Here is a 22,044-nt window from a genome sequence, read left to right as displayed (position 1 = left end):
AGATACCGCGTTCTCTTTGCCAGATATTATGCTACGTACTGCTGACAATTTTTGTTTTAAACTGTATTTAACTCGTTTATCCATAAAAATACCCCCCAAAAGTGTCTAACTTTTGGGGGGCATACCAAAGAGATGTTTTATAGTTGTCACCTTTAATCTTCGTTTTAATCTTCGCTTCTACATTCGTAATTCGCAATTCGTAATTCGTAATTAAACCTCCGGTTTCCAGAGGGACGCTGCCCCCAATATCGCTGCCTGTTCGCTCAGTGCGGCCTGGAGCAGGGGAATATGAATATTGTTGTTTTCAAGTTCACGTGTAACGGCCGGGAAGAAGCGTTCCGCGGCGTTGGCGATATTGCCGCCGATGACGATGGCTTCAGGGGATTCGTCTTTGATGAAGGTGAGCAGGAAGGCAGAAAGGTGACGGGCAAATTCATCGAATACCTGCTGAACGTGCGCGCCGGAGGTGGTGAGCTCGGTCAGTGCTTTCACATCTTTGACGGTGATGCCTGTTAACTCGTGGAAGCGTTTAATGAACCAGCGGGTAGAGAGGTAGTCTTCCGCGATGCCGTCCAGGAAGGGGGCGCACCAGCGGTTGGCGTCTTCTGCCAGTGTGCCGTGATATACGGCAGAGCCGAGTCCTGTGCCCAGGGTAAGTCCGATGACGTGTTTGTAATTGCGGGCTGCGCCGCTGAATACTTCTCCCTGCAGGAAACAGCCGGCATCGTTGATGAAGCGGATGTGGTCCGGCGTCAGCGAGAGGCGTGCTGCCAGCAGTTGCTTTACGTTCAGGTTGTAGAGGGCATCGTACTTGTGCTGGTCTTTCATCAGGCTGATGCCTTCCGTATAATCAAAAGGACCGGGCATGCCGATACCGATGTGCCAGGTAGCTACCGGCGCTGTTCTGAAGGCATCTTCAATCACTTCTGCCCATGCATCGATGATTTCTCCGGGCGTGCCCTGTGAGTTGACACGCGTACGTTTCCAGGAACCGGTATCAATCGTTCTCGTTTCCAGGTTCACCACTGCTGCAGTAATATGGGAACCCCCAATATCAATTCCTAATGCCATGGAACTACTCATAAAAGGTTAAAATATAGAATTTTGGCTAAATCGTTTTAGCTTCGACAAATATATGTATTGTTTGGTTGACAAAGGCCAAATAAATCGTTTTAGCAAAGAAAACAAAAAAAATGCATCTCAATATAACTTCTTTTTTCAAATATCGGCACAGGATTTTTATCCAGCGAAAGAAAATTCTTTCTAAATATTTTGACAGATGAAAAATAATATTCAATTTTACATCCACAATTTACTCCCAAATGGAATCTGACCATTACATCCGCTTTATGACAGCGTTTATCTTAACCAACTACAACACTTCCCCACCCGCGTTGTAAGCCTGTCAAAACACGGGCAGCTTTTACCGTACTTCGACTGTTTATTTCCGAATAGTATTCTCCGGACTTTCCGTTATCTATGCTTCACCGCATAACCATACGTATATGTTCTGTTCCCGGAATACCTGCTACGGCAAGCCTGTAGCCGGAAAGAGCGCCTGTACACCGTAATGCCGCCCGCTTCCTCCGTCATCTTTTTTATCACCCTTCTATATCCCACAACATGGAACACAATCCTGTTTTAAAATGGGCATTGCTCATTGGCGTGCCATTGTTATGCCTGCTGGCGTACAAAGTTATTCTTCGTATATGCTTCGGCGTTGTGATCGTACCGGAAGACCGCATCGGCCTGGTTACCAAAAAATTTGTACTCTTTGGTAAACAGGAACTGCCGGAAGGCCGTATCCTGGCCACGAACGGAGAAGCGGGCTTCCAGGCGCAGACACTCGCCCCCGGCGTTTACTTCTGGAAATGGATCTGGCAGTACAGCGTAACCTTTCAGCCCTTTACCATCATCCCCACCGGTAAAATCGGACTGGTACTGGCAAAAGACGGCGCCGAACTCCCAACCGGCGCTATCCTCGCCCGCAAGGTACCCTGCGATACCTTCCAGGATGCCGTATCATTCCTTACCAGCGGCGGCCGCAAAGGACGGCAGACAGCCATCATCACACCCGGCTCCTACCGTATCAACACCTTCCTCTTTGAAGTGGAAATAACGGACATGATCTCTATCCCCGACAATGCGGTAGGTATCGTGACCACACTGGAAGGACAGGCCATCGAAGCCGGCTCTATCGCAGGTAAAATCATCCAGGAACATAACAACTTCCAGGATGTGGATGCATTCCTCAGCAAAGGCGGCTACAAAGGATTACAGGAGCAGGTAATACTGGCAGGTTCCTATTTTATCAACCCCTGGTTTGCAAAAATTGAACTGGTGAAAATGACGGAAATCGCTATCGGTCACGTTGGCGTGGTGATATCTTTCGTGGGTAACGACGGAGTGGACATCAGCGGCGCTGAATTCAAACACGGCAATATTGTGGCCAAAGGCACCAAAGGCGTATGGGCGGAACCGTTAGGACCAGGTAAATACCCCGTCAACCCCTACATCATGAAAGTAGAACTGGTACCTACCACCAACCTGGTACTGAACTGGGCTTCTGCCAGAAGTGAATCACATCAGCTGGATAAAAACCTGTCTACCATCACCGTGCGAAGCAAGGACGGCTTTACCTTCAACCTGGATGTTTCCCAGATCATCCATATTCCCACAACGGAAGCCCCTAAAGTTATTGCACGCTTCGGAAATATGAGCAACCTGGTTACCCAGGTGCTGGAACCCACTATTGGTAACTATTTCCGTAACTCCGCCCAGGGCGCCGACGTTATCAGCTTCCTGACCAGCCGTAAGGAAAGGCAGACAGCCGCAAAGGAACATATCGGGCATGTACTGGATCAGTACAACGTTTTCGGTGTGGATACCCTTATCGGTGACATTGTACCACCGGAGAGCCTGATGAAAACACTCACAGACCGTAAAATTGCGGAAGAACAAAAAGTTACCTACGAAACCCAGCGCCAGGCACAGGAAACACGCCAGTCGCTCGAAAAGGAAACTGCCGTGGCTGAAATGCAGAAAGAAATCGTGAAGGCGGACCAGGGTGTACTCATCGCAGAAAAAATTGCCGACGCCTCTGTAAAGAAAGCGACCGGTGATGCCAACAGCGTACGCCTGCAGGCTAATGCGGAAAGTGATCGTATGAAGCTGCTGGCAAGCGGCGAGGCGGAAAAGGTAAGACTGCTCGCCAAAGCGGAGGCCGACCGTACTGAATGGATCGCGAAAGCAGATGCCGAGAAAATTTCACTGACCGGTAAGGCAGAAGCGGAAAAAATACTCGCTATCGGTCAGTCCAGTGCGGAATCGTATAAACTGGCGGTAGAGGCAATGGGTGGCAGCAACTTCACCCAGCTGAAAGTTATGGAAGCCATTGGCGCACAAAACATCCGTATCATGCCCGATATTCTCATCGGTGGTGGCGGAGACGGCGCCAATGGGCCCATCAGCGGTTTACTCGGCCTTAAACTCCTGGAGGAAGTAGCCAAAAAAGATAAAGAAAAAGATAAAGAGATATCAAACGAATAACCCTCACGGGTATCCCGTACCTATGATCTCCTTCCGTCCATGCTAAGTGGTCCTGCTCCAAAATACGCTACCATCAAGGCAGCGCCGAGCAGGGCCACATTCTTCATAAACATGGCCATCTGCATCTGGGCCGTCATCTTATCAGGAATACCCCAGAACTTATGCATGTAAAAAGTGACCGGCACCAGGAAAATTACCAGCAGCCAGGCTCCCAGCCTGGCCTTAAACCCCAGCAGGATACTGAGCCCGCCCAGCAGCGATAGCAACCCCGCCAGCGGTACCAGTATATTGGCGGCCGGAACACCCGCCGATGCTGCATAATCAGCTCCGGAACCAGTTATATGCGTAACGCCTGACATCACAAAAATCAGTGAAAACAGCACGCGACCCAGTAATACTAACAGATTCATACCTGCAATGTTTTATACTACTAACAGTCAACCCGCCGGAATGTTTGCTGCCGGGGTTACCTGCCGGTTACCACCTCTCTCCCGCTCCCCTTTATTTGTTATCTTTACCTGGCAATAAATCGCAGGAACTATGAGAAAAGAAAATTCCACCAACGCTATCAACGAACAGATACTGAACAGTATCTGCAGCACGGCACATACCTTCTCCGTTATCGGCGGCCGGTGGAAACCATCCATCATCTACCGGCTGCTGGAAGGTAAAATGCGCTATCATGAACTGAAGAAAAATATTCCCGGCATCTCCGAAAGAGTCCTGGTACTGCAGCTCCGGGAACTGGAAAATGACCTCCTCGTTGAACGTATCATCTATCCGGAAGTTCCTCCCAGGGTTGAATACCAGCTGACACCGCTGGGCAAAACCATGACGGATATGCTGCAGCACCTTTCCGAATGGGGCAGCATGCATCGCCGTCATATGAAAGTACACCGGGAAGAAAAAGAAATGGTGCTGGCAGATAAAGGCTGAACTTCTCCTGACAGTTAACCCCGCCAGCTTAGCTCTCCGCTGCGGCTATCCATATTGTATAATATTGTATTTTCCGGTAAGCAATCTTTACTGAATCTCAATCCCGGGAATACCTATGTCTCTATATTTCAGAAGCTGTATACTGCTTTGCTTATCCGTACTGTATCTGAAGGCCGCTGCGCAGGAAAATTTATCCGGCAGCCGCAGAGGAAGCGCCATGCATTATCTGTATAAACTTACGGACAAAGAAACACGCACGCTGTACATGGAAACTTCCGCGAAACGGAAAAAACGGCTGGCGGAAGAAAAATATGCACAGACACCTGCCTTCAGCTTCCCGGCCGGCACCCCTGTACCCACTCCGCGGGAGCCGGGCAACTACCTGGAAATATACGCCCGCGGCAATCAGCTGGTTACCCGGCTGATTCCCGGTTCACGCCTGCGTATCCGGCTGATAAACGACCAGCCCGATTACCGTATTTTTTTATATGACCTGAACGGCAATATTATCACGGATGCGGTTATACGCAGCGGAAAACACCGCATGCCGTTTGATCCCTCGTCCCAATCCTACCGGCTTACACATGTCTCCGGAAATGGCATACTGGAGATAGCCCATAAAGGCGCGCTCAACTTTTCCGGTATCACCAGGATCACCCAGCGGCGACACCGCAGTACGTTCCTGAGCCGCCTTAAACGCTTCTTTAAGCCAGCTCCTGTCCGCCGCGGAGACTTACCCGGTTTCATGACCACCAGTAAACCTGTCTACAAACCACTGGATACCGTTAAGCTGAAAGCCTTTCTGTTTCAGCGTAACGGCCTCCCCCTGAATGCACCGCTGGCACTCCGCCTCCAGGACAGATACAAGGAGACAGACACCCTGCTGGGAATACTGCAGCCTTATCGTCCAGGTGGCTATGAATACCATTTCGCCCTGACCGACAGCCTGGATATAGACCTCGACGACGATTACAACCTTGTACTGGAAACTCCCGCCAGCTCAGCAGGGAAAAGGGGCACTTCCTTGTACCATACCACTTTCAGCTATGAAGAATATGAGCTGAAGTCAGTCACCTTTCACATGCGCGTCAATGAGACCCATAACAAAGGCGTGCCGCAGACCGTTTTCCTGAAAGCCACTGATGAGAACGATCTTCCTGTGATGGATGGCCGGGTAAAACTCTGTATCACCGCCGGCAGCAACAGAAAATACTTTGCAGACAGGCTGTTTATCCCTGACACCCTGTGGCAGCATGAAATACCGCTGGAGCCTTCCGGAGAAACCAAAATGATATTACCGGACAGCATATTCCCTGCTGCCAGTATGGATTACATCATCCGGGCCCAGTTTCTCAGCAGCAGCAATGAATCACAGTCTGATATAAAGTATGTCAGCTACTCCTACCCCGCTACTGCTGTTAAAATCACGCAGCAGGGAGACAGCCTCCTCATTACAGCCACCTGCAGGGATACTGTCTACAGCTGCCCGGCGCAGCTGCTCACGTTCCAGGAAAAAGATACCCTTGCTGATGTACGCCTGCAGCTGCCGGCCGTTATCCCGATGAAACCTCATATACAACGGTATGAAGTAATTACTGCAGCGCACCGGGAAGTATTCCGGGCAGATAAAGCCGGCGTTGCGCCGGTATGTCTTACTTTCCGTACTGTTGATTCTGTGTTTGCAGATATTACCAGCCCTTACCGGCTTCCCTTCTGGTATAGCGTGTATGCAGGCAGAGAAAAAATCAAAAGCGGATATGACACCGCCTTTCACCTGAAAACCGCTGCCATCACCAAAGATAACTACCTGGTAGAAGTCTGGTACTTCTGGAATAACAACATCATCCGCAATAACTATCCTATCTCCTTTGCAGAAAATTTGCTGTCAGTGAAAATTAATAGTCCGGCGACTATCTTCCCCGGACAAAAATCACGTATATCCGTTCTCGTTAGTGATTCCAGGAACCGGCCGGTTGCGGATGCGGATGTAACCGCCTACAGCTTCACCAGTAAGTTCCAGCAGCAGCAAGAACCGACTATACCATATCTTGGCAAATCCTACCGTTCCGTTGCATCCTCTTTCCGTTATAACCTGCAGGCTGGCAAGGAAGTCATGTATACCCTGCCGCTGAACTGGGAAAAATGGCAGCAGCCCCTGCACCTGGATACCATCCCTTTCTATCATTTTCTGCATCCCGACGGCGTTTACTACAACACAGAAAAGGTTAAAGGGAATATTACCCAGCTGGCGCCGTTTGTAATGCTCAACGGAGAACCGCAACGGATCATCTTTCTGTGGATTGATGAAAAACCGGTATACCTGGATGCGGCAGATTACCGGCCAGCCTATAGTTTCCCGGTATCTCCCGGCAAACATCATATTAAAATAAGGACTCCTGACTATTACATAACAATAGACAGTGCTTATGCAGCAGCAGGCGTAAAAACATACCTGAGCATCGCTGCAGAAAAGACCACCCCGCAGGTAAACGTAATAAAGATACAGCCGGAGCTGACTAAAGCTGAAAAGGTGTTTGCGGAACGCCATCTTATTGCTATAGCCCCTTCTCATAACAGCAATCCCCTCAGATACATCGCTCAGCAGCAAATACTCCTGGCGCCTTACAGCCATAACGGTTACAGTGATCAGCTGGCAGGCCCGCTATTCAATACTACCGCCACCTACGTGGTACCAGGCAAGTTCTCTCAAGCATTCGAGGTCGAACGCGGTAATCGCTTTGACATTTCAAAAGGACTGATTAAGCAGCGGGAAATCACCGGCATATATTCCATGAGTGCTGTTCAGACCGGCAACGGATATAATTATGGAGCTGATGTACAGGCGGTTGCCTGTACAGAAGAGGAGATAGACAGCCTTTACCAGACTTCCCTGGCAAACCTGACTATTACAAGAACGCTTTTTGAAACATCTGCCCGTCATACCGGTAAATTATCTGTAAACATTGATTCCATCAGGCAGGCGGATATCCGGCAGATATTTCTCTACCGGCACGATGTTCCTGATTTTATCAGGGTATACAACGGGCAGACCACTGATATAGGTAACCTGGACAGCGGCTGGTACCGCATGCTGGTACTGCTTTATAGAAACAGGTATTTTGTGCAGGACAGTATACAGGTAAAAGCAGGAGGCACTTCTTTTATCCGCATTACCCATCCCCGCGTGCAGGGTCCAGACAGCGTCAGCACAGCCATGAATGCCACTATCATCAGATATACAGAAGATGACCATTGGAAATACTATGATAACAGGCGGGAAGACTTTACCATTCCTTTCAACAACCGGTATCTCGACCGGAGCACTTTTACTAATGCCATTACAGGACTGGTCGCCGATGAAAAAGGGGAACCGTTACCTGGCGTCACTATTATGATACGAGGCACTACCTATGGTACCGTTACCAATAAGGATGGGCGCTACCGGCTGCTTGTGCCGGACTATGGAACATTGTTTATCAGTATCGTAGGATATGAATCAGTTGAGCAGGAATTTGATGCGCGGAACGGGCAGCTTTACCTGACCCGGCTGCAAGCACGGTCACAGGCCCTGCAGGAAGTAGTAGTTACCGGCATGGGAGTCCAGCGGACTAAAAAGAGTCTGTCATATGCTATAAGTAACGTACTGCATGGAAGAGTTGCCGGTATGCAGATGGGGGAAAATATCCGCATCAGGGGAAATGGTTCCATGGAACAGGGTACGCCCCTCTATGTCATCGACGGTATTATTTCCGGTACATCGCCGGACAGTATGGATCCTTCTCTCATCATCTCCATGGACATACTTAAATCTGATGTAGCCGTTGCCCTGTATGGCTCCCGTGCCGCCAATGGGGTAATACTTATTACTACCAGAAAAGGAAATAATTTCTCTGATACAGATGCCGCGAATGCAACAGGAACTACCTCTGGTAGTCTGCGGCACAACTTCCGCGACGATGCCTTCTGGCAGCCACGGTTACGGTCCAACGAAAATGGGGAAGCATCATTTGATGTGACCTTCCCGGATGATATTACCAGCTGGCGCACCTACGCGGTTGCCTTTACCGGTCAGCAGCAATCAGGTTCCTCGAAGGATATTATCAGATCCTATAAGCCGGTGAGCGCAAACCTCGCTTTGCCAGCCTTTGCCATTGCCGGTGATACCTTGCATGTTACGGGCAAACTGTTCAACTATCTGGCAGACAGTACCTCGGTTACCCGTCAGCTGTTTGCAGGAGATCAGCAGCTGCTTGGCGGTCCGGTAGGATTCCGCAACAGTCATATTGATACGATGCCCATGGCGATTCCGGCGGCAGACAGCCTCCGGCTGAAATATACCGTTCTGGGAAAAAACGGCTACTACGACGGAGAGTACCGAGCCGTGCCTGTATTTCCGCAGGGAGTGCAGGAAACCAGCGGCTACTTCTTCCCGCTGCATCAGGATACTGCCTTTACCGTCGCCGCCGGTACTGATACCGCCGCCTGGCATATTTACGCCAGTGGCAGCGCACTGCCGGTCCTGCTGGACGAAACAGAAAGATTATACCGCTACCAATACCTCTGCAACGAACAGATGGCCAGCAAACTGAATGCCCTCCTGGCCGAAAAGCGGCTCCGCAAATTCCTGGGTGAAGATTTCCGCCGGGAGCAGCAGATACGGGAACTCGTTCGTTCGCTGAGTAACAACCGCTTCAATAACGGCTGGGGATGGTGGAACCAAAGCTCCCCTGTTCCCTGGATTTCCGCGTATGTAACCCGCTCTTTACTGGAAGCAGAAAAAGAGGGCTATCAGATCAGCCTCAACCGGGAGGCCGTTATCGGGCAGCTGGTATATGAACTGCAGGCCACGCAGCTGCCCGGCAACCGGTTATCCATGCTGGAAATGCTGCAGCTGCTTGGTGCGAAAACAGATTTCAGGACCGCGCTGGACACCATGAATACCCGCTATCTTTCTTCCTATGAACAATTGTTCCGGATGGCCTTACAGGTACGTACAGGCGGCACCGTTAATACAGACTCCCTTTTGCGTAAACAGCAACGCAGCATGATGGGTAATCCGTACTGGGGAGATGAGCCTGAGCAGCAGCACCTGTTCAATAACAGCGTACAGCATACCCTGCTCGTTTATAACATCCTGCGGGAAAAGGGTGGTTATGCAGCAGTACTCGCAGGCATCCGGGCCTGGCTGCTGGAGATCCGCCATCCCGGCCACTGGCGCAACACCTACGAATCCGCCTCCATTCTGCGGACTATTCTGCCGGATATGCTGCAGCAGCCGGGCGGACTAACGGCAACGCTTACACTGAATAATCAGTCCGTCAGTATCTTCCCGTGGAGCACCACCCTGAAAGGCACTACTCCCCTGCAGGTCCGTAAGCAGGGTAATATGCCGGTGTACTTCACCGCATGGCAGCAACACTGGAATCCGGCGCCGCAGGCAGTATCCGGACAGTTTTCCGTCAGTACGGCGTTTGTGACGGAGAGCCACACCGTCACGAAGCTCACTGCCGGTACAGCCACCACCATGGAGGTAACCGTAGATGTAAAGACGCCCGCGGAATATGTCATGATAGAAGTACCGGTGCCGGCAGGTTGTTCCTACAACGGAAAGCAGCAATCGGCTGCCAGTCAGGAAGTGCACCGCGAATATTTAAAAAACAAGGTCAGCATCTTCTGCAGTCATCTCGGCAAAGGCCGGTATACTTTCAGGATAGCGCTGATGCCCCGGTACAGTGGGCATTTCCATGTAAATCCGGCTAAGGCGGAGATGATGTACTTCCCGGTATTTTTTGGCAGGGAAGGCATGAAACAGGTTAAAATCAGCGGTAAATAAATTATATTTAGTAAGACGAAAATCCTGGCATAATGAGAACTATTGAACAATGGCTGGATGACTATGGCACCAGCCACCGCAATCATACCAACAAACTGATTCACTGGATATGTGTGCCGGCTATCTTTTTTAGTATTGTCGGTTTCCTCTATGCCGTCAGAATTCCGCTGTTCGGGTGGCAGGAGCTGACGGCGGCGCATATAGCGTTGCTGCTGGTGATTATTTACTATGCGCGGTTGTCTGCCTCACTGGCAGCAGGCATGCTGATTATCGGCATTCTATGTCTTTGGGGATGGCGTAGTATTGCCGTTACCGGAGTACCCATCTGGCAGGTGGCCCTGGGGATATTTGTACTGGCATGGATAGGCCAGTTCATTGGTCATAAGATAGAAGGCGCCAAACCTTCTTTCTTCAAAGACCTGCAGTTTCTGCTGATTGGTCCGGCATGGCTCATGAGCTTTATCTATAGGAAGGCAGGGATAAAACTCTGACTGCGGTAAGCCGTGGGGGAACACTTTGTATTTTTTTGCTTAAATTATATACAAATCCCCACGCATGAAAAACCGAAAACTTCTACCCGTAGTAGCCCTGCTATTACTATGCATGCATTATGCATCCGGCCAGCAGCTGAAAATCAGCGGTAAGGTTACAGACGCCGCCAGCGGCGCACCGCTCGAAGGTATTACCGTCAGGCTGCTTACCGCACCCAAAGGCACGCAAACCGGTAAAGACGGCAGCTTTTCCCTGGAAGCTCCCTCCACCGGTACCCTGGAATTCAGCTCCGTAGGCTTTCAGCCGCAACAGGTTAACGTGAACGGCAGAACGGAGATCCACGTTAAAATGATAGCCTCCGTGGCGGAACTGGGCCCCATTGTACTGGTAGGTACCCGCAGCGGCGGGCGCGCCAAAACAGAAACACCGGTACCTGTGGATGTTATCAACGTAAACCAGGCCGGCCTGCCCAGCGCCCGGATGGAACTGACATCCCTGCTCAATGTAGCCGCCCCGTCTTTCAACTACAACAAACAAAGCGGCAGCGACGGCGCAGATCAGATCGACCTCGCCACACTGCGCGGCCTGGGCCCGGACCAGACACTGGTACTCATCAACGGTAAAAGAAGGCACCAGACGGCCTTCACCTCTGTATTCGGCACCAGAGGCCGCGGTAACTCCGGTACTGACCTCAACGCCATCCCCGAATCATCTATCGACCGCGTAGAAATACTGCGCGACGGCGCCTCCGCTCAATACGGCTCCGATGCCATCGCCGGCGTAATCAATATCATCCTTAAAAAAGATGTGAACCGCCTCAGCGTCAACGTCGGATATGCCGGTTATTACGACCGCAAGTTCAACACCTATTTTAAAAAATCGCTTAACCAGTACGAGTACAGCGGCGCTATCGACGGTAATACCGTTTCCGCCGGTATCAACTACGGCCTGCCCATCGGGAAACACAACGGTTTCATCAACTTCTCCGGAAATTTTCTCACACAGGGCAAAACATTCCGGCAGGTGCTGGATACCAACCTGAATAACGCCAACAGCCTGCCGATCAATACCGGCCGCCGCGCCCACGGCGATGGCTCCGTTACCTCCGGCGGCGGTATGGTAAACCTGGAAATCCCCGTCGGAGCCAGCAATACCACTATCTATGCCTTCGGCGGATACAACTACAAATCTTCTGACGCCTACGCCTATACGAGAACTTTTCATGGCATCAATCCGGCCTCCAGCGGGCATCCTGACAGATTTCCCACTACCCCCGGCGGACAGCTCATCTTCTACCCTGATATTATGAAAAGTATTCCCAGTCCCAACGATATTCCGGATACCATTTTCAACCCGCATATACAGACACATATACAGGATGCCTCCATCGCAGCGGGTGTCAGGGGTAAAACCAATAACGACTGGAAATGGGACCTGAGCAATACCTTCGGCAGAAACAATTTTCATTTCTACGGAGATAAAACCTTCAATGCCTCTCTGGGCAGCAAAACGCCTACTCATTTTGATGATGGCGGGTTCTCCTTCTCCCAGAACACGACGAACCTCACTTTCTCCAAAAACCTGAGCAAAGGCTTCAACCTGGCGCTGGGAGCGGAATACCGCTATGAACAGTACAGAATTTATGCGGGAGAAGAAGCATCCTGGAAAAATTACGACACCGCCAGGGTACCTACCAAAGCCACCGGGGCACAGGGTTTCCCCGGCTACCGCCCCACCGATGCCGTTAAAGCCAACCGCTCCAACATCGCCGGCTATGCAGATGCGGAATGGGACATCACCGAACAGTTCCTGCTCGGCGCTGCCATCCGCGTGGAGAATTACAGCGACTTCGGATTCACCAGCAATTATAAACTGGCAGCGCGTTACAAGGTAGCGCGCGGATTCAATATCCGCGGTTCTGTAAGCACCGGCTACCGCGCCCCTTCCTTACAGCAGATCAACTACAGCTCCCAGTTCACCAACGTACAGGGCGGCCGTATCACGGAAGTGAAAATAGCGCCCAATAATGATCCTATCACCAAAGCCGCCGGCATCCCTGCACTGAAGCAGGAAAAATCTATTAACGCCAGCCTGGGCTTCTCCCTGAAACCTATACCGGAACTCACTATCACGCTGGACGGTTACATGGTGAAAGTAAAAGACCGGATCGTGTTATCCGGCCAGTTCAATAAAGAAGACGCTACACTGGACCCGCAGTTCGGCCGCGCGCTGGACTCCCTGAAAATCGATAATGCGCAGTTCTATGCCAACGCTGTCAATACCACCAATATGGGGCTTGACATCGTGATCGACTTCAACAAAAAATGGGGAGATCAGCGGTTCCGCACCCTCTTCACAGGTAATATCCAGCATATGAAAATCAACAAAATCAATGTGCCGGATAAACTGAATGACAGCTACCTGCACCGGGGAGAATTTTTCAGTGAACGCGAGCAGCACTTCGTACTGGCATCTGCTCCGCCGGTGAAGCTGGGTCTCAACGTGGAATACGGTATTAAAAAATTCAGTGTAGGCGCACGCGTTACCTATTTCGGAAAGATTACGCTGCTGGGCTATGGCTTTGCCGGAGATCCGGCCAAAGAAGGTACCGGACTACCCGGAGATCCCAACCTGGCGGGCACCGGTATCAGCCCGCTGGTAGCGCTGGATAAAGATGGTACCCTGGTACCGGAAGAATTTGTATACAAGGGAAAAGCAGTGACCGACCTGTATGCGAGCCTGCGGTTCAATTCACATATCAGCTGGTTCCTGGGAGCGGATAATATCTTCAATGTACATCCTGATTTCGGGTATGTGCCGGGGGCTAAATTATCCGCCTACGACGGAGAAACAGGCGGCCCCTGGGATGCCGTGCAGATGGGTTTCAACGGTATGCGCCTCTTCACCAAGGTGGCATTCAGCTTTTAAAAGACGACAATTAAAAAAAATAAAGCCCCGATTAAGATCGGGGCTTATTTACCTAAACCTACAACTGTTACACTGTTATTGCAACAATAATTTATGCTGTGAAACGGATCTGCTAGTGCATCGCAGCAGGATCCAGTTTCCCTTGTTTTTTATTTCCTTTCACCATCAGTACAAACGGGATGCAGATGAGGAACATCAGCCCCAGGTACAGGAATACATCCATGTAGGACATAGCAGCTGCCTGTTTGGTAATGCTGTAGTCCAGCACCTTGTAACCGCTGCCGAGTGCTGTTCCGGGATCCATGCCTTTCGCTATAAAGCTGTGCTGTAACCCATGCACCCTGTTCATCACATCCGGATTATTGGTATCCAGTTTACCCACCAGGTCGTTGCGGTAGAACTGGTTTTGCCTGGACATAAACGTAGTGATCAATGCCACCCCGAACGAACCTCCCAGCTGACGCATCATACCGGTAAAGGCAGCCCCCTGGCCAATCTGTTGTCCTTTCAGGGAAGACAGCGCCAGTGTGGTAATCGGGATGAAGAGTAAACCCATACCTACCCCACGCACGATGAGCATCCAGAAGAAAGCATCTGCGCCGGTATCGGCAGGCGTAATAATTTTATATCCCCAGAAACTGTATACAAAGAACAGGAACATACCCGCTGCCACAAGATATTGCTGCGGCACTCCCTTCTCCAGCATTTTACCGATGATAGGCATCATAAAGGCCGTCGTCAGTGCCGCGGGGATCATCAGCATACCGGATTGTGTGGCAGTCCATCCCAGCAGCCCCTGCGTATACAGGGGAATGATAAAGGTAGAACCATACAGCCCGAAGCCGAGGATAAAGGATAAGATAGTACCCACACGGAGGTTACCGTTCTTCAGTACCCGCAGTTCCACGATAGGGTTCTTATAGGTCAGTTCTCTCCAGATGAAGAAGAACAGGCTCAACGCACTTGTTATGGATAACAGGGTGATGGTCGGATCACTGAACCAGTCATCTTCCTGACCGCGCTCCAGTACATATTGCAGGGAGCCCACACACATTGCCAGCAGGATGATACCGAGAAAATCGATTTCGCTGACAGATTTCTTCTCCGCATATTTCGGGCTGCGTACAAACTGCAGGGTGAGCAGGGTAGCGATTACGCCGATAGGGATGTTGATGTAGAAGATGTAAGGCCAGGAATAGTTATCGGTGATATAGCCACCTAACGGAGGACCAAGCGTAGGGCCGATGATAACGCCAAGACCATAGATAGCCTGGGCAATACCACGTTTCTCCGGAGGGTAGCTTTCCGTGATAATGGTTTGTGAAGTTACCAGCAGCGCACCGCCTCCGAGTCCCTGTATAAAACGGAACAATATCAGTTCCCACATGGTGGTAGCGTTACCGCAGAGGAAGGAAGAGATGGTGAATATAATGATGGAAGCGGCGAAGTAGTTACGGCGGCCAAACTGTTGTGATAACCAGCTCGTCATCGGTACAATGATTACGTTACCGATGGCATACGCGGTTATCACCCAACCAATTTCACTGAGTGTGGCGCCCATGTTACCGCGCATATCGTTTAATGCCACGTTAACGATAGTCGTATCCACGATTTCCAGCAAGGCGCAGAAGATAGCGGTGATCGTGATGATCACCCTGCGCGAGCCGTATTCTATCAATGATTCTTGTTGCATGCAACACGTATATTTTGAATGAAGGCAGTACAGCCTGGAATTAATAATTAATGCTGTGTCGGGGCCTGTCTGTTATTGTTTCCTTATAGCTGATGAATAGATCATAATGCATGGTTTCCATTAACTATTAACCCCAGGCTGCAATGCATTCATGTATGATTAGTTGAGATGCACGTCTACCAGTACGTTCATGCCGGGGCGCAGCTGTTTCACCAGTGCATTGCCGGGATCGTTGAACTCAATTTTTACGGGCAGGCGTTGTACCACTTTTACGAAGTTACCGGAAGCATTGTCCGGAGGCAGCAGTGCGAATTTCGCGCCGGTAGCCGGTGAGAAGGAAGTTACTTTGGCTTCCAGCGGTGTGCCTGGATATGCATCCACGTGCACGGTCACTGCCTGGCCCAGTTTCATTTTCTCCAGCTGCGTTTCCTTGAAGTTGGCCACTACCCATGGGGTGTTGTCCATTACTACGCTGAACAGGGACTGACCTGCTGCCACGTACTGACCGGGCTGTACGTAGATTTTGGATACCACGCCGTTTTCAGGGGCGGTGATGACTGCGTAGGACTGGTTCAGCTTTGCATCATCCACATCGGTTTCACGCTGTTTGATACCAGCCTGCGCAAGATTGATCTGTTTGGAAGTAGCGCTGCTCTGGGAGGTCACTACAGAAGTCTGGCGGGAAGCCGCAGCTTTCTGTTTTACCAGTACGTCCAGCTGGCGTTCAGCCGTTTGTTTGGCTGCGAGCGCCTGCTCATATTGTTGCTGGGTGATAGAGTGATCCTTGATGAGGTTATTGTAACGCTCATAGTCCTGGTTTGCTCTCCAGATATTTACTTTAGCGGCTTCTATCTGTGCGTCGATGGTGCCGATGTTGGCCTGCGCGGTGCTGATACCTGCTTCTGCAGCGGAGGTAGTAGCTTCAGCGGCCCCCAGGTTGGCCTGGGCGGTCATCAGGGCATTCTGGGCCTGCTGTACTTTGATGGCCAGGTCGCGGTCGTCGAGAATTACCAGGGTATCTCCCTTTTTAACGAGCTGGTTATCTTTTACTCTTACTTCTTTCACAAATCCGGATACTCTTGGAATTACCGGGCTTACATTGGCATCGATCTGCGCATTGTCTGTTTCTTCGTGATGCTGCGCGTGAATGTATTTGGTGATACCGAATGCGCCACCACCGATCACCAGTGCACCCAGTACGATGATGAAGCCTTTGCTGCGCTTTTTAGGCGCGGAATTTTCCTGCATGGTTATATTATTAGTAGCTTTTGTTTGCGTTTCCACAGCTTTGTAGTTTATTGGTTTGTTGGTATTATTTGTTGTTGTTCTCCAGTATACCTGCTGCCTGTAACAGTTTGTTATAGGCTACGAGCGCATCTGCCTTGGCGTAGGTGTAGTTCAGATGAGACTGCAGGTTGGCCACGTCAGCATCCAGGAGATCCGTGGTGGTAGCCAGGTTGTTATCGTGTTTATTCTTGGTAATCCGGTAGTTCTCTTCTGACTGTTCTATTGCCTTGATGTAGGTATCCATTTTCTTGTGGCTCAGCAGATAGTTTTCGTATGACTGATATACGTCCAGATGGATAGCATCTGTGAGTCTGGCTTCATTGGCCTGCACTTCTGCCAGCTGGGCTTTGGCGCTGGCTACCTTGGAGCCTGTCTTCCACAGGGAAGAGACGCTGTATTTCAATCCTACGCCTGCATTCACCGCGTTGGTAATGGTAACCACATTCGGGATGTAAGCGGCCACATAGCCTCCTGTGAAGGCAAGAGCAGGATAGTATTCCCCTTTCACGCTCTTTACCTGGGCGGTTGCAGCTCCTGCACGGGCGCTCAGTGCGGCGGCATCTTTACGGTGCTGATATGCCAGCTGTTCAAATTCTGCTTCACCCCTTCCGTCGATGTTGCCGGAGGATGCTTTAAAGGCAGTGGTATCCAGCTGCAGCACGGTATTGTCCGGCAAGCCCAGCATGATATTCATGTTGAGGGTGGATACTTTCAGGTTGTTTTCAGCATCCATCAGCGCCAGTTCGTAGTTAGACTGCTGCAGTTCTGCCTTTAACAGGTCGTTGCGCGCCAGCAGTCCGTTTTTCTCCAGGTTACTGAAATCATGTACCCGCTGACCGGATTGTTTCAGGTTTTCTTTCACCAGCTTCACGGCTTCTTCTGCTTTATACAGGTTACTGTAGGCAGCGATGGTGTTCTGGATGATGTCTTCCTTGTCTTTATCCGCATCAAGTTTCGCAGCAGTGGCCAGGTAGCGGGCAGCTTCCTTTCCGCTCTGTATCATCATACCGGAAAAGATCGGTACGGATACGCTGGCGATACCATAGGCAGCGGAATTAACTTTAGGGCTTTCGCCTCCTCCTCCGCTGCCGCCGTCTTTCTTACCCAGCTTCAGGTCAATGTTCGGTTGCGTTAGCCGCAGATAGGAACCGGAAATGCTTACATCCGGCAGTTGCCTTTCATTGGCGGTTTTAATGTTTGCTTTTGCTTCTTCTATTTTGGCGTAGCTGGCCTTCAGTTGTTTGCTGTTTTGTATACTCAGCGATATGGCTTCATTTAACGAAAGCGGTTTAGTGCTCTGTGCGGATACGGTCTGAAAACCCAGTGCCAGCACTATTCCCGATGCAAGCGCATATAATCGTGCGTATATGCTTTTAGAATTCATGTGTAAGGATTGCTTTAAACAATTTTTTTAAATGAGTACTCAGTCTGAGTCTTAAATATTCCTTGAAAGTTTCGTCGTTCATGTTCTTCAGCTCCGGTTCCTTTCTCAGGATATGCTGTGCCGGGATGATCTGATGAATGGTACCAAACATCGTGGTCATCAGCAATTCCACATCTATGCCCGTATGAAAGATGCCTGCATCCTGCGCGTTGGTGATAATAGGCCGCATGAGTCCCAGCATCTCTCCCTTTACCGTCCATATCAGGTTATGTATCGGGCTTTTTTCTCCGTTGAGCTGTTCTCGGTTCATAATGCACTGGAAGCTCTGTTCATTCAGCATTTTATTCACAAACCTGTCTATCAGCGTATAAATCTTTTCCAGCGGCGACATCGTATCATTCTGCACCAGCTCATTGATAAATGCACGCGATGCCTCCATCCGGTGCCGGAAAACAGCTTCCAGCAACTTATCCTTTGAACCGAAATAATAGGAGATCATGGCAATATTCACTTCCGCTACCTGCGCGATGTCTCTCACCGAAGTGCCATGAAACCCTTTTTCTGCAAACAGCTTTTCTGCTACACTTATAATCGCCAGCTGTTTCTCATTATAGTCTTCCATGTTCCCTTTTTGATTTGACGAAGCAAAGTTAAACAAACGTTTAATTTAAACAATCGTTTATTTAATCGTTTGTTTAAATTTATGTTTTAACAATTCATATATTATTGTAAATCAAAAAAGTATGAAAAAATTTTAAGGAGATTTTAAGCTGTTGGTTTCAATTTGTTAACATAAAGTGTTAAAATTCCATCACACATCATGTTTTTAGGGAAGACGTAACTGCGACAATTAAATTGCAGGAAAGGAGAAATAAAGGAGAAAATTTCCGGAGAAGCACATTTTTATGAAGAAATTTTTTAATTTAATAACAGCAACATTATTCACTTTTCGCTCTTTCATATGTCAACACGCCTCTCTCTTTCTGTCTATATCCTGGTGACGGCACTGGTAGCCGGCACCCTCGACATCATCTCTGCCTGCGTACAGTTTGTACTCATCACCGGCCAACCCTTTACCAAAGTACTGGTATTTGTTGCCAGCGGCTTTTTCGGGAAAGAAGCATTCACCGGCGATCCCGTCACCATGATGTGGTGGGGACTGCTGTTCCACTACCTGATTGCGCTGACATTTACCACCATCTTTTTTCTCATCTTTCCGAGGATTCCGGAGCTGCTCCGGTACCCCGCCGCATCAGGGCTGGTATACGGCATCCTGGTATGGCTCATCATGAACCTGCTGGTAATACCCCTCAGCCAGATTCCGCCACGGCCTTTTCGTTTAGGCAACGCCGTTATAGGTATGCTGATAATTATGGTGATGATAGGATTGCCCATCGGGCTGCTGGCAGGCAGATATTATAAAAGGGCGGGCGCTACCAAGGTATAAGCCCGCCCCAGCACATCACTGCTCATGCAGGATGTTGTACCTGTTTATCAACCGTATATTTATTAGCGAATTACGATTTTCAAATGGTGAATGAGGGGAGAAGAGAAAAGCGGAGACTACAGCAGAAAGCAGATGATCCTATAGTTTGCTCCCTTCTTCCTTTTTATGGTTATTCATATTACCGCATACAAAGCGCTTTGCAGGCAGTTATTACCGGATTTTCACTGAATAACTAATTAACAGGGCAACCTGATAAAATGTTTAACGGACCCTTAAAATCATATGCGGGGATCTTCGTAATTTACCGGCAGATTCACCGCACATGCAAGCCGTTGAAATCATAGATCAGCAATATTTTTCCAGTCAGTACCGCTACATCGCGCCCTCCGCTGACCTGGCCCGCCATGTGGTCTGCTACTGGCTGCTGGATCTGCGCCAGCCGCAGCTGCACGACGATGAGTTCCGGGAAATACTGATGGCCAATATGTATTCCTCTCTCGTACTGAATATGGGCGCGCCCTTTGAGATATACGACCGGCAGGGCCGCTTTCTCCACGCCAGCAACAGCAGTGAGCTGATAGGCTATCATACCATGCCCGTCTCCTACCGGCATCACAGCAATAATTTCCTGGTAGGCATCAAATTCAAACCCGCCTCTCTCAACTACCTGTTTCATATTAAAGGCGCAGACCTGCACCGGCACACGCTTCCCGCCGCCGATGCCCTGCGTCATATTTCCCGGCTGGAGAACGCCGTATACGACGCCAAAGGCCTTCCCGCCATCAACAACTGCTGGAAGCCTTTCTCCGGCAACATGCCGCCCTCCCCTCCGACCGGCACTTCGAATATGTACTGCAATCCCTCAACGGTCCCGCCCTCCAGCAATGCGGCTACCAGCTGAAAAAGCTGTCGGACCTGCTCTTTGTATCCCCACGTACCCTGGAACGCTACTTCGCTGACTCCCTCGACATCAGCCCCAAAAAATGCCTGAACATACTCCGTTTCCGGCAGGCTATTGAACAATACACCCAACACGGCTATAAGGCCGACTGGGAAGAACTTGGCTACCACGACTTCTCGCACTTCCGCAAGGAATGGCGCCGCCTCTCCGATACTGCCACCCGCTAAACTGTCGGTTTTTTACACCAGTTTTCTCCCGCCACCCCGCTAAGTTTGTCTTTCAACAAACAACATCTCCGCTATGTTCTCCCTCCACCGCCACCAACTTGCCAGCCAGCTCCCCGCCGGAGCTGCCGCCATCCTCACGGGCAACGATGTTATGCCCACCAACGCCGATGGCACCATGAAATATTGTCCCAACGCCAACCTGTACTATCTGACAGGCATATACGAAGATGACGCCATGCTCGTACTATGCCCGCACCATCCCATAGCGGCGCTCCGCGAAGTACTCTTCATTAAGAGAACAGATGAAACATTCGTGAAATGGCTGGGCAGACGTATTGACAAAGAAACAGCCTCCCGCGTATCCGGTATCCGGACCGTTTATTTCACAGATGAATACTGGTCTGCCATGAAACGCATACTACCACTGAGCGACAGCATATACCTCTATTCCAACGAACATATGCGCTCGGAAAATGAAACACAGACTCGTGAAGACCGCCTGCTGCTGGAATGCAAGCGCCTCTACCCGCTGCACCGCTATGAGCGCCTGTATCCGTTGCTGGCCAGGCAGCGTACCGCCAAATCCCCGGAAGAAATTGAACATCTCCGAAAAGCCGCCGGCATCACCGAAGCAGGATTCCGCCGCGTACTCCGATATATGCAGCCCGGCAAAACCGGAATACAGGTGGCCGCAGAAATGATTCACGAATACATGCAGTACAACAGCACCTGGTCCGGCTACGAACCTATTGTAGCCTACGGCGCAGACACCTGCATCCTGCACTACCGCGCCAACGAAAGCACCGGCAAAGACGGCGACCTCGCCCTCATAGATGCCGCCGCCAGCTGGAACCTCTACAACGCCGACGCCACCCGTACTATCCCCGTCAGCGGCCGTTTCACCAAACGCCAGCGGGAACACTACGATGCTGTCCTCCGCGTTCATAAACAGGTAAGGCAACTCGTACGTGCAGGCGTCATCCTCACTGACATCTGGCAGGCATCCAACAACCTCCTCCTGGAAGAACTGGTGAACCTGGGCCTCTGCACCACCGCCGACATCCGCGCCAACGGCGCCACCCACTACCTCAACAAATACTGCTACCATAACGTAGCCCACTTCCTCGGCCTCGATGTACACGATATAGGCTACCACCACGAACCACTCCCCGCCGGAGCCGTCATCACCAACGAACCCGGCATCTACAACGAAGCAGAAGGCATCGGAATAAGAATTGAAAACAACCTGGTAGTCAGGGAAAACGGCTATGAAGACCTGATGGAGGGAATGCCGGTGGAAGCAGAGGAAATTGAGGAGCTGATGAATTAAAATTACGAATTACGAATTGCGAATTGCGAATGAGGAG

Annotated in this window: 15 protein-coding genes; 9 read left to right on the top strand and 6 right to left on the bottom strand. The window is 50.4% G+C overall.

All coding sequences use genetic code 11. From position 1 onward, the window contains the following. Positions 1-210: 210 nt before the first annotated feature. Complete coding sequence (locus GWG06_RS30045) at positions 211-1,071, bottom strand: ROK family protein (protein WP_160718135.1); 861 nt, start codon at positions 1,069-1,071, stop codon at positions 211-213. Positions 1,072-1,623: 552 nt separating this feature from the next. Between GWG06_RS30045 and GWG06_RS30040 the strand changes: the two genes are divergently transcribed. Continuing rightward, the gene (locus GWG06_RS30040) at positions 1,624-3,549 is read left to right on the top strand and encodes an SPFH domain-containing protein (RefSeq protein WP_160718134.1); all 1,926 of its coding nucleotides are present in this window, start codon (positions 1,624-1,626) and stop codon (positions 3,547-3,549) included. 20 nt (positions 3,550-3,569) lie between these two features. On the opposite strand, the gene GWG06_RS30035 is transcribed toward GWG06_RS30040, so the two are convergent. Next, on the bottom strand, positions 3,570-3,959 hold the full coding sequence (locus GWG06_RS30035; RefSeq protein ID WP_127038705.1) for a DoxX family protein: 390 nt from the start codon (positions 3,957-3,959) through the stop codon (positions 3,570-3,572). Between the two features lie 130 nt (positions 3,960-4,089). Between GWG06_RS30035 and GWG06_RS30030 the strand changes: the two genes are divergently transcribed. The 4 genes from GWG06_RS30030 (at position 4,090) to GWG06_RS30015 (ending at position 13,738) form a co-directional block, all read left to right on the top strand. Continuing rightward, positions 4,090-4,485, top strand: a complete 396-nt coding sequence (locus tag GWG06_RS30030; RefSeq protein ID WP_160718133.1) for a winged helix-turn-helix transcriptional regulator — start codon at positions 4,090-4,092, stop codon at positions 4,483-4,485. A 115-nt stretch (positions 4,486-4,600) separates the two neighbouring features. Then, positions 4,601-10,318, top strand: coding sequence for a carboxypeptidase-like regulatory domain-containing protein (locus GWG06_RS30025; RefSeq protein ID WP_160718132.1), 5,718 nt, complete (start codon positions 4,601-4,603; stop codon positions 10,316-10,318). A gap of 32 nt (positions 10,319-10,350) precedes the next feature. Further along, positions 10,351-10,809, top strand: a complete 459-nt coding sequence (locus GWG06_RS30020; RefSeq protein WP_127038695.1) for an Mpo1 family 2-hydroxy fatty acid dioxygenase — start codon at positions 10,351-10,353, stop codon at positions 10,807-10,809. Positions 10,810-10,873: 64 nt separating this feature from the next. Next, positions 10,874-13,738 carry a TonB-dependent receptor gene (locus GWG06_RS30015; protein ID WP_160718131.1) on the top strand — a complete coding sequence of 955 codons (2,865 nt, stop codon included), beginning with the start codon at positions 10,874-10,876 and terminating at the stop codon, positions 13,736-13,738. A 112-nt stretch (positions 13,739-13,850) separates the two neighbouring features. On the opposite strand, the gene GWG06_RS30010 is transcribed toward GWG06_RS30015, so the two are convergent. The 4 genes from GWG06_RS30010 to GWG06_RS30750 all read right to left on the bottom strand — a co-directional run bounded on the left by GWG06_RS30010 (position 13,851) and on the right by GWG06_RS30750 (position 18,724). Continuing rightward, positions 13,851-15,431 (bottom strand): DHA2 family efflux MFS transporter permease subunit, encoded by a 1,581-nt coding sequence (locus tag GWG06_RS30010; RefSeq protein WP_160718130.1) that lies wholly within the window; start codon positions 15,429-15,431, stop codon positions 13,851-13,853. Between the two features lie 159 nt (positions 15,432-15,590). Further along, a complete protein-coding gene (locus GWG06_RS30005) occupies positions 15,591-16,715 on the bottom strand; it encodes an HlyD family secretion protein (protein WP_338076714.1) in 1,125 nt (374 codons plus the stop codon). A 28-nt stretch (positions 16,716-16,743) separates the two neighbouring features. Next, positions 16,744-18,102 carry a TolC family protein gene (locus tag GWG06_RS30000; protein ID WP_127038686.1) on the bottom strand — a complete coding sequence of 453 codons (1,359 nt, stop codon included), beginning with the start codon at positions 18,100-18,102 and terminating at the stop codon, positions 16,744-16,746. Continuing rightward, the gene (locus GWG06_RS30750) at positions 18,092-18,724 is read right to left on the bottom strand and encodes a TetR/AcrR family transcriptional regulator (RefSeq protein ID WP_127038683.1); all 633 of its coding nucleotides are present in this window, start codon (positions 18,722-18,724) and stop codon (positions 18,092-18,094) included. Before GWG06_RS30750 ends, GWG06_RS30000 begins: the two co-directional genes overlap by 11 nt. Before the next feature lie 339 nt (positions 18,725-19,063). Here GWG06_RS30750 and GWG06_RS29990 point away from each other — a divergent pair, with 339 nt between their 5' ends. The 4 genes from GWG06_RS29990 to GWG06_RS29980 all read left to right on the top strand — a co-directional run bounded on the left by GWG06_RS29990 (position 19,064) and on the right by GWG06_RS29980 (position 22,007). After that, on the top strand, positions 19,064-19,549 hold the full coding sequence (locus GWG06_RS29990) for a DUF1440 domain-containing protein (protein ID WP_160718129.1): 486 nt from the start codon (positions 19,064-19,066) through the stop codon (positions 19,547-19,549). A 322-nt stretch (positions 19,550-19,871) separates the two neighbouring features. Continuing rightward, positions 19,872-20,450, top strand: a complete 579-nt coding sequence (locus tag GWG06_RS30645) for a DUF6597 domain-containing transcriptional factor (protein WP_235938597.1) — start codon at positions 19,872-19,874, stop codon at positions 20,448-20,450. Then, a complete protein-coding gene (locus tag GWG06_RS30910) occupies positions 20,339-20,677 on the top strand; it encodes a helix-turn-helix domain-containing protein (protein WP_420826333.1) in 339 nt (112 codons plus the stop codon). The genes GWG06_RS30645 and GWG06_RS30910 overlap by 112 nt, the downstream gene beginning before the upstream one ends. A 73-nt stretch (positions 20,678-20,750) precedes the next feature. Then, on the top strand, positions 20,751-22,007 hold the full coding sequence (locus GWG06_RS29980; RefSeq protein ID WP_160718128.1) for an aminopeptidase P family protein: 1,257 nt from the start codon (positions 20,751-20,753) through the stop codon (positions 22,005-22,007). Positions 22,008-22,044 lie beyond the last annotated feature (37 nt).

The sequence above is a fragment of the Chitinophaga solisilvae genome (genome assembly GCF_009928525.1).
Classification (GTDB): Bacteria; Bacteroidota; Bacteroidia; order Chitinophagales; family Chitinophagaceae; genus Chitinophaga; species Chitinophaga solisilvae.
The sequence above is the reverse complement of the archived record's forward strand: the minus strand, read 5'-3'. Positions and strand labels throughout refer to the sequence as shown.

Bases quoted from the DNA above. Each gene is read 5' to 3' on its own strand.
- GWG06_RS30015 (WP_160718131.1), top strand. From the start codon at position 10,874: ATGAAAAACCGAAAACTTCTACCCGTAGTAGCCCTGCTATTACTATGC.
- GWG06_RS30025 (WP_160718132.1), top strand. From the start codon at position 4,601: ATGTCTCTATATTTCAGAAGCTGTATACTGCTTTGCTTATCCGTACTG.
- GWG06_RS30040 (WP_160718134.1), top strand. From the start codon at position 1,624: ATGGAACACAATCCTGTTTTAAAATGGGCATTGCTCATTGGCGTGCCA.
- GWG06_RS30020 (WP_127038695.1), top strand. From the start codon at position 10,351: ATGAGAACTATTGAACAATGGCTGGATGACTATGGCACCAGCCACCGC.
- GWG06_RS30035 (WP_127038705.1), bottom strand. From the start codon at position 3,959: ATGAATCTGTTAGTATTACTGGGTCGCGTGCTGTTTTCACTGATTTTT.
- GWG06_RS30000 (WP_127038686.1), bottom strand. From the start codon at position 18,102: ATGAATTCTAAAAGCATATACGCACGATTATATGCGCTTGCATCGGGA.
- GWG06_RS30750 (WP_127038683.1), bottom strand. From the start codon at position 18,724: ATGGAAGACTATAATGAGAAACAGCTGGCGATTATAAGTGTAGCAGAA.
- GWG06_RS29980 (WP_160718128.1), top strand. From the start codon at position 20,751: ATGTTCTCCCTCCACCGCCACCAACTTGCCAGCCAGCTCCCCGCCGGA.
- GWG06_RS30045 (WP_160718135.1), bottom strand. From the start codon at position 1,071: ATGGCATTAGGAATTGATATTGGGGGTTCCCATATTACTGCAGCAGTG.
- GWG06_RS29990 (WP_160718129.1), top strand. From the start codon at position 19,064: ATGTCAACACGCCTCTCTCTTTCTGTCTATATCCTGGTGACGGCACTG.
- GWG06_RS30030 (WP_160718133.1), top strand. From the start codon at position 4,090: ATGAGAAAAGAAAATTCCACCAACGCTATCAACGAACAGATACTGAAC.
- GWG06_RS30010 (WP_160718130.1), bottom strand. From the start codon at position 15,431: ATGCAACAAGAATCATTGATAGAATACGGCTCGCGCAGGGTGATCATC.
- GWG06_RS30645 (WP_235938597.1), top strand. From the start codon at position 19,872: ATGCAAGCCGTTGAAATCATAGATCAGCAATATTTTTCCAGTCAGTAC.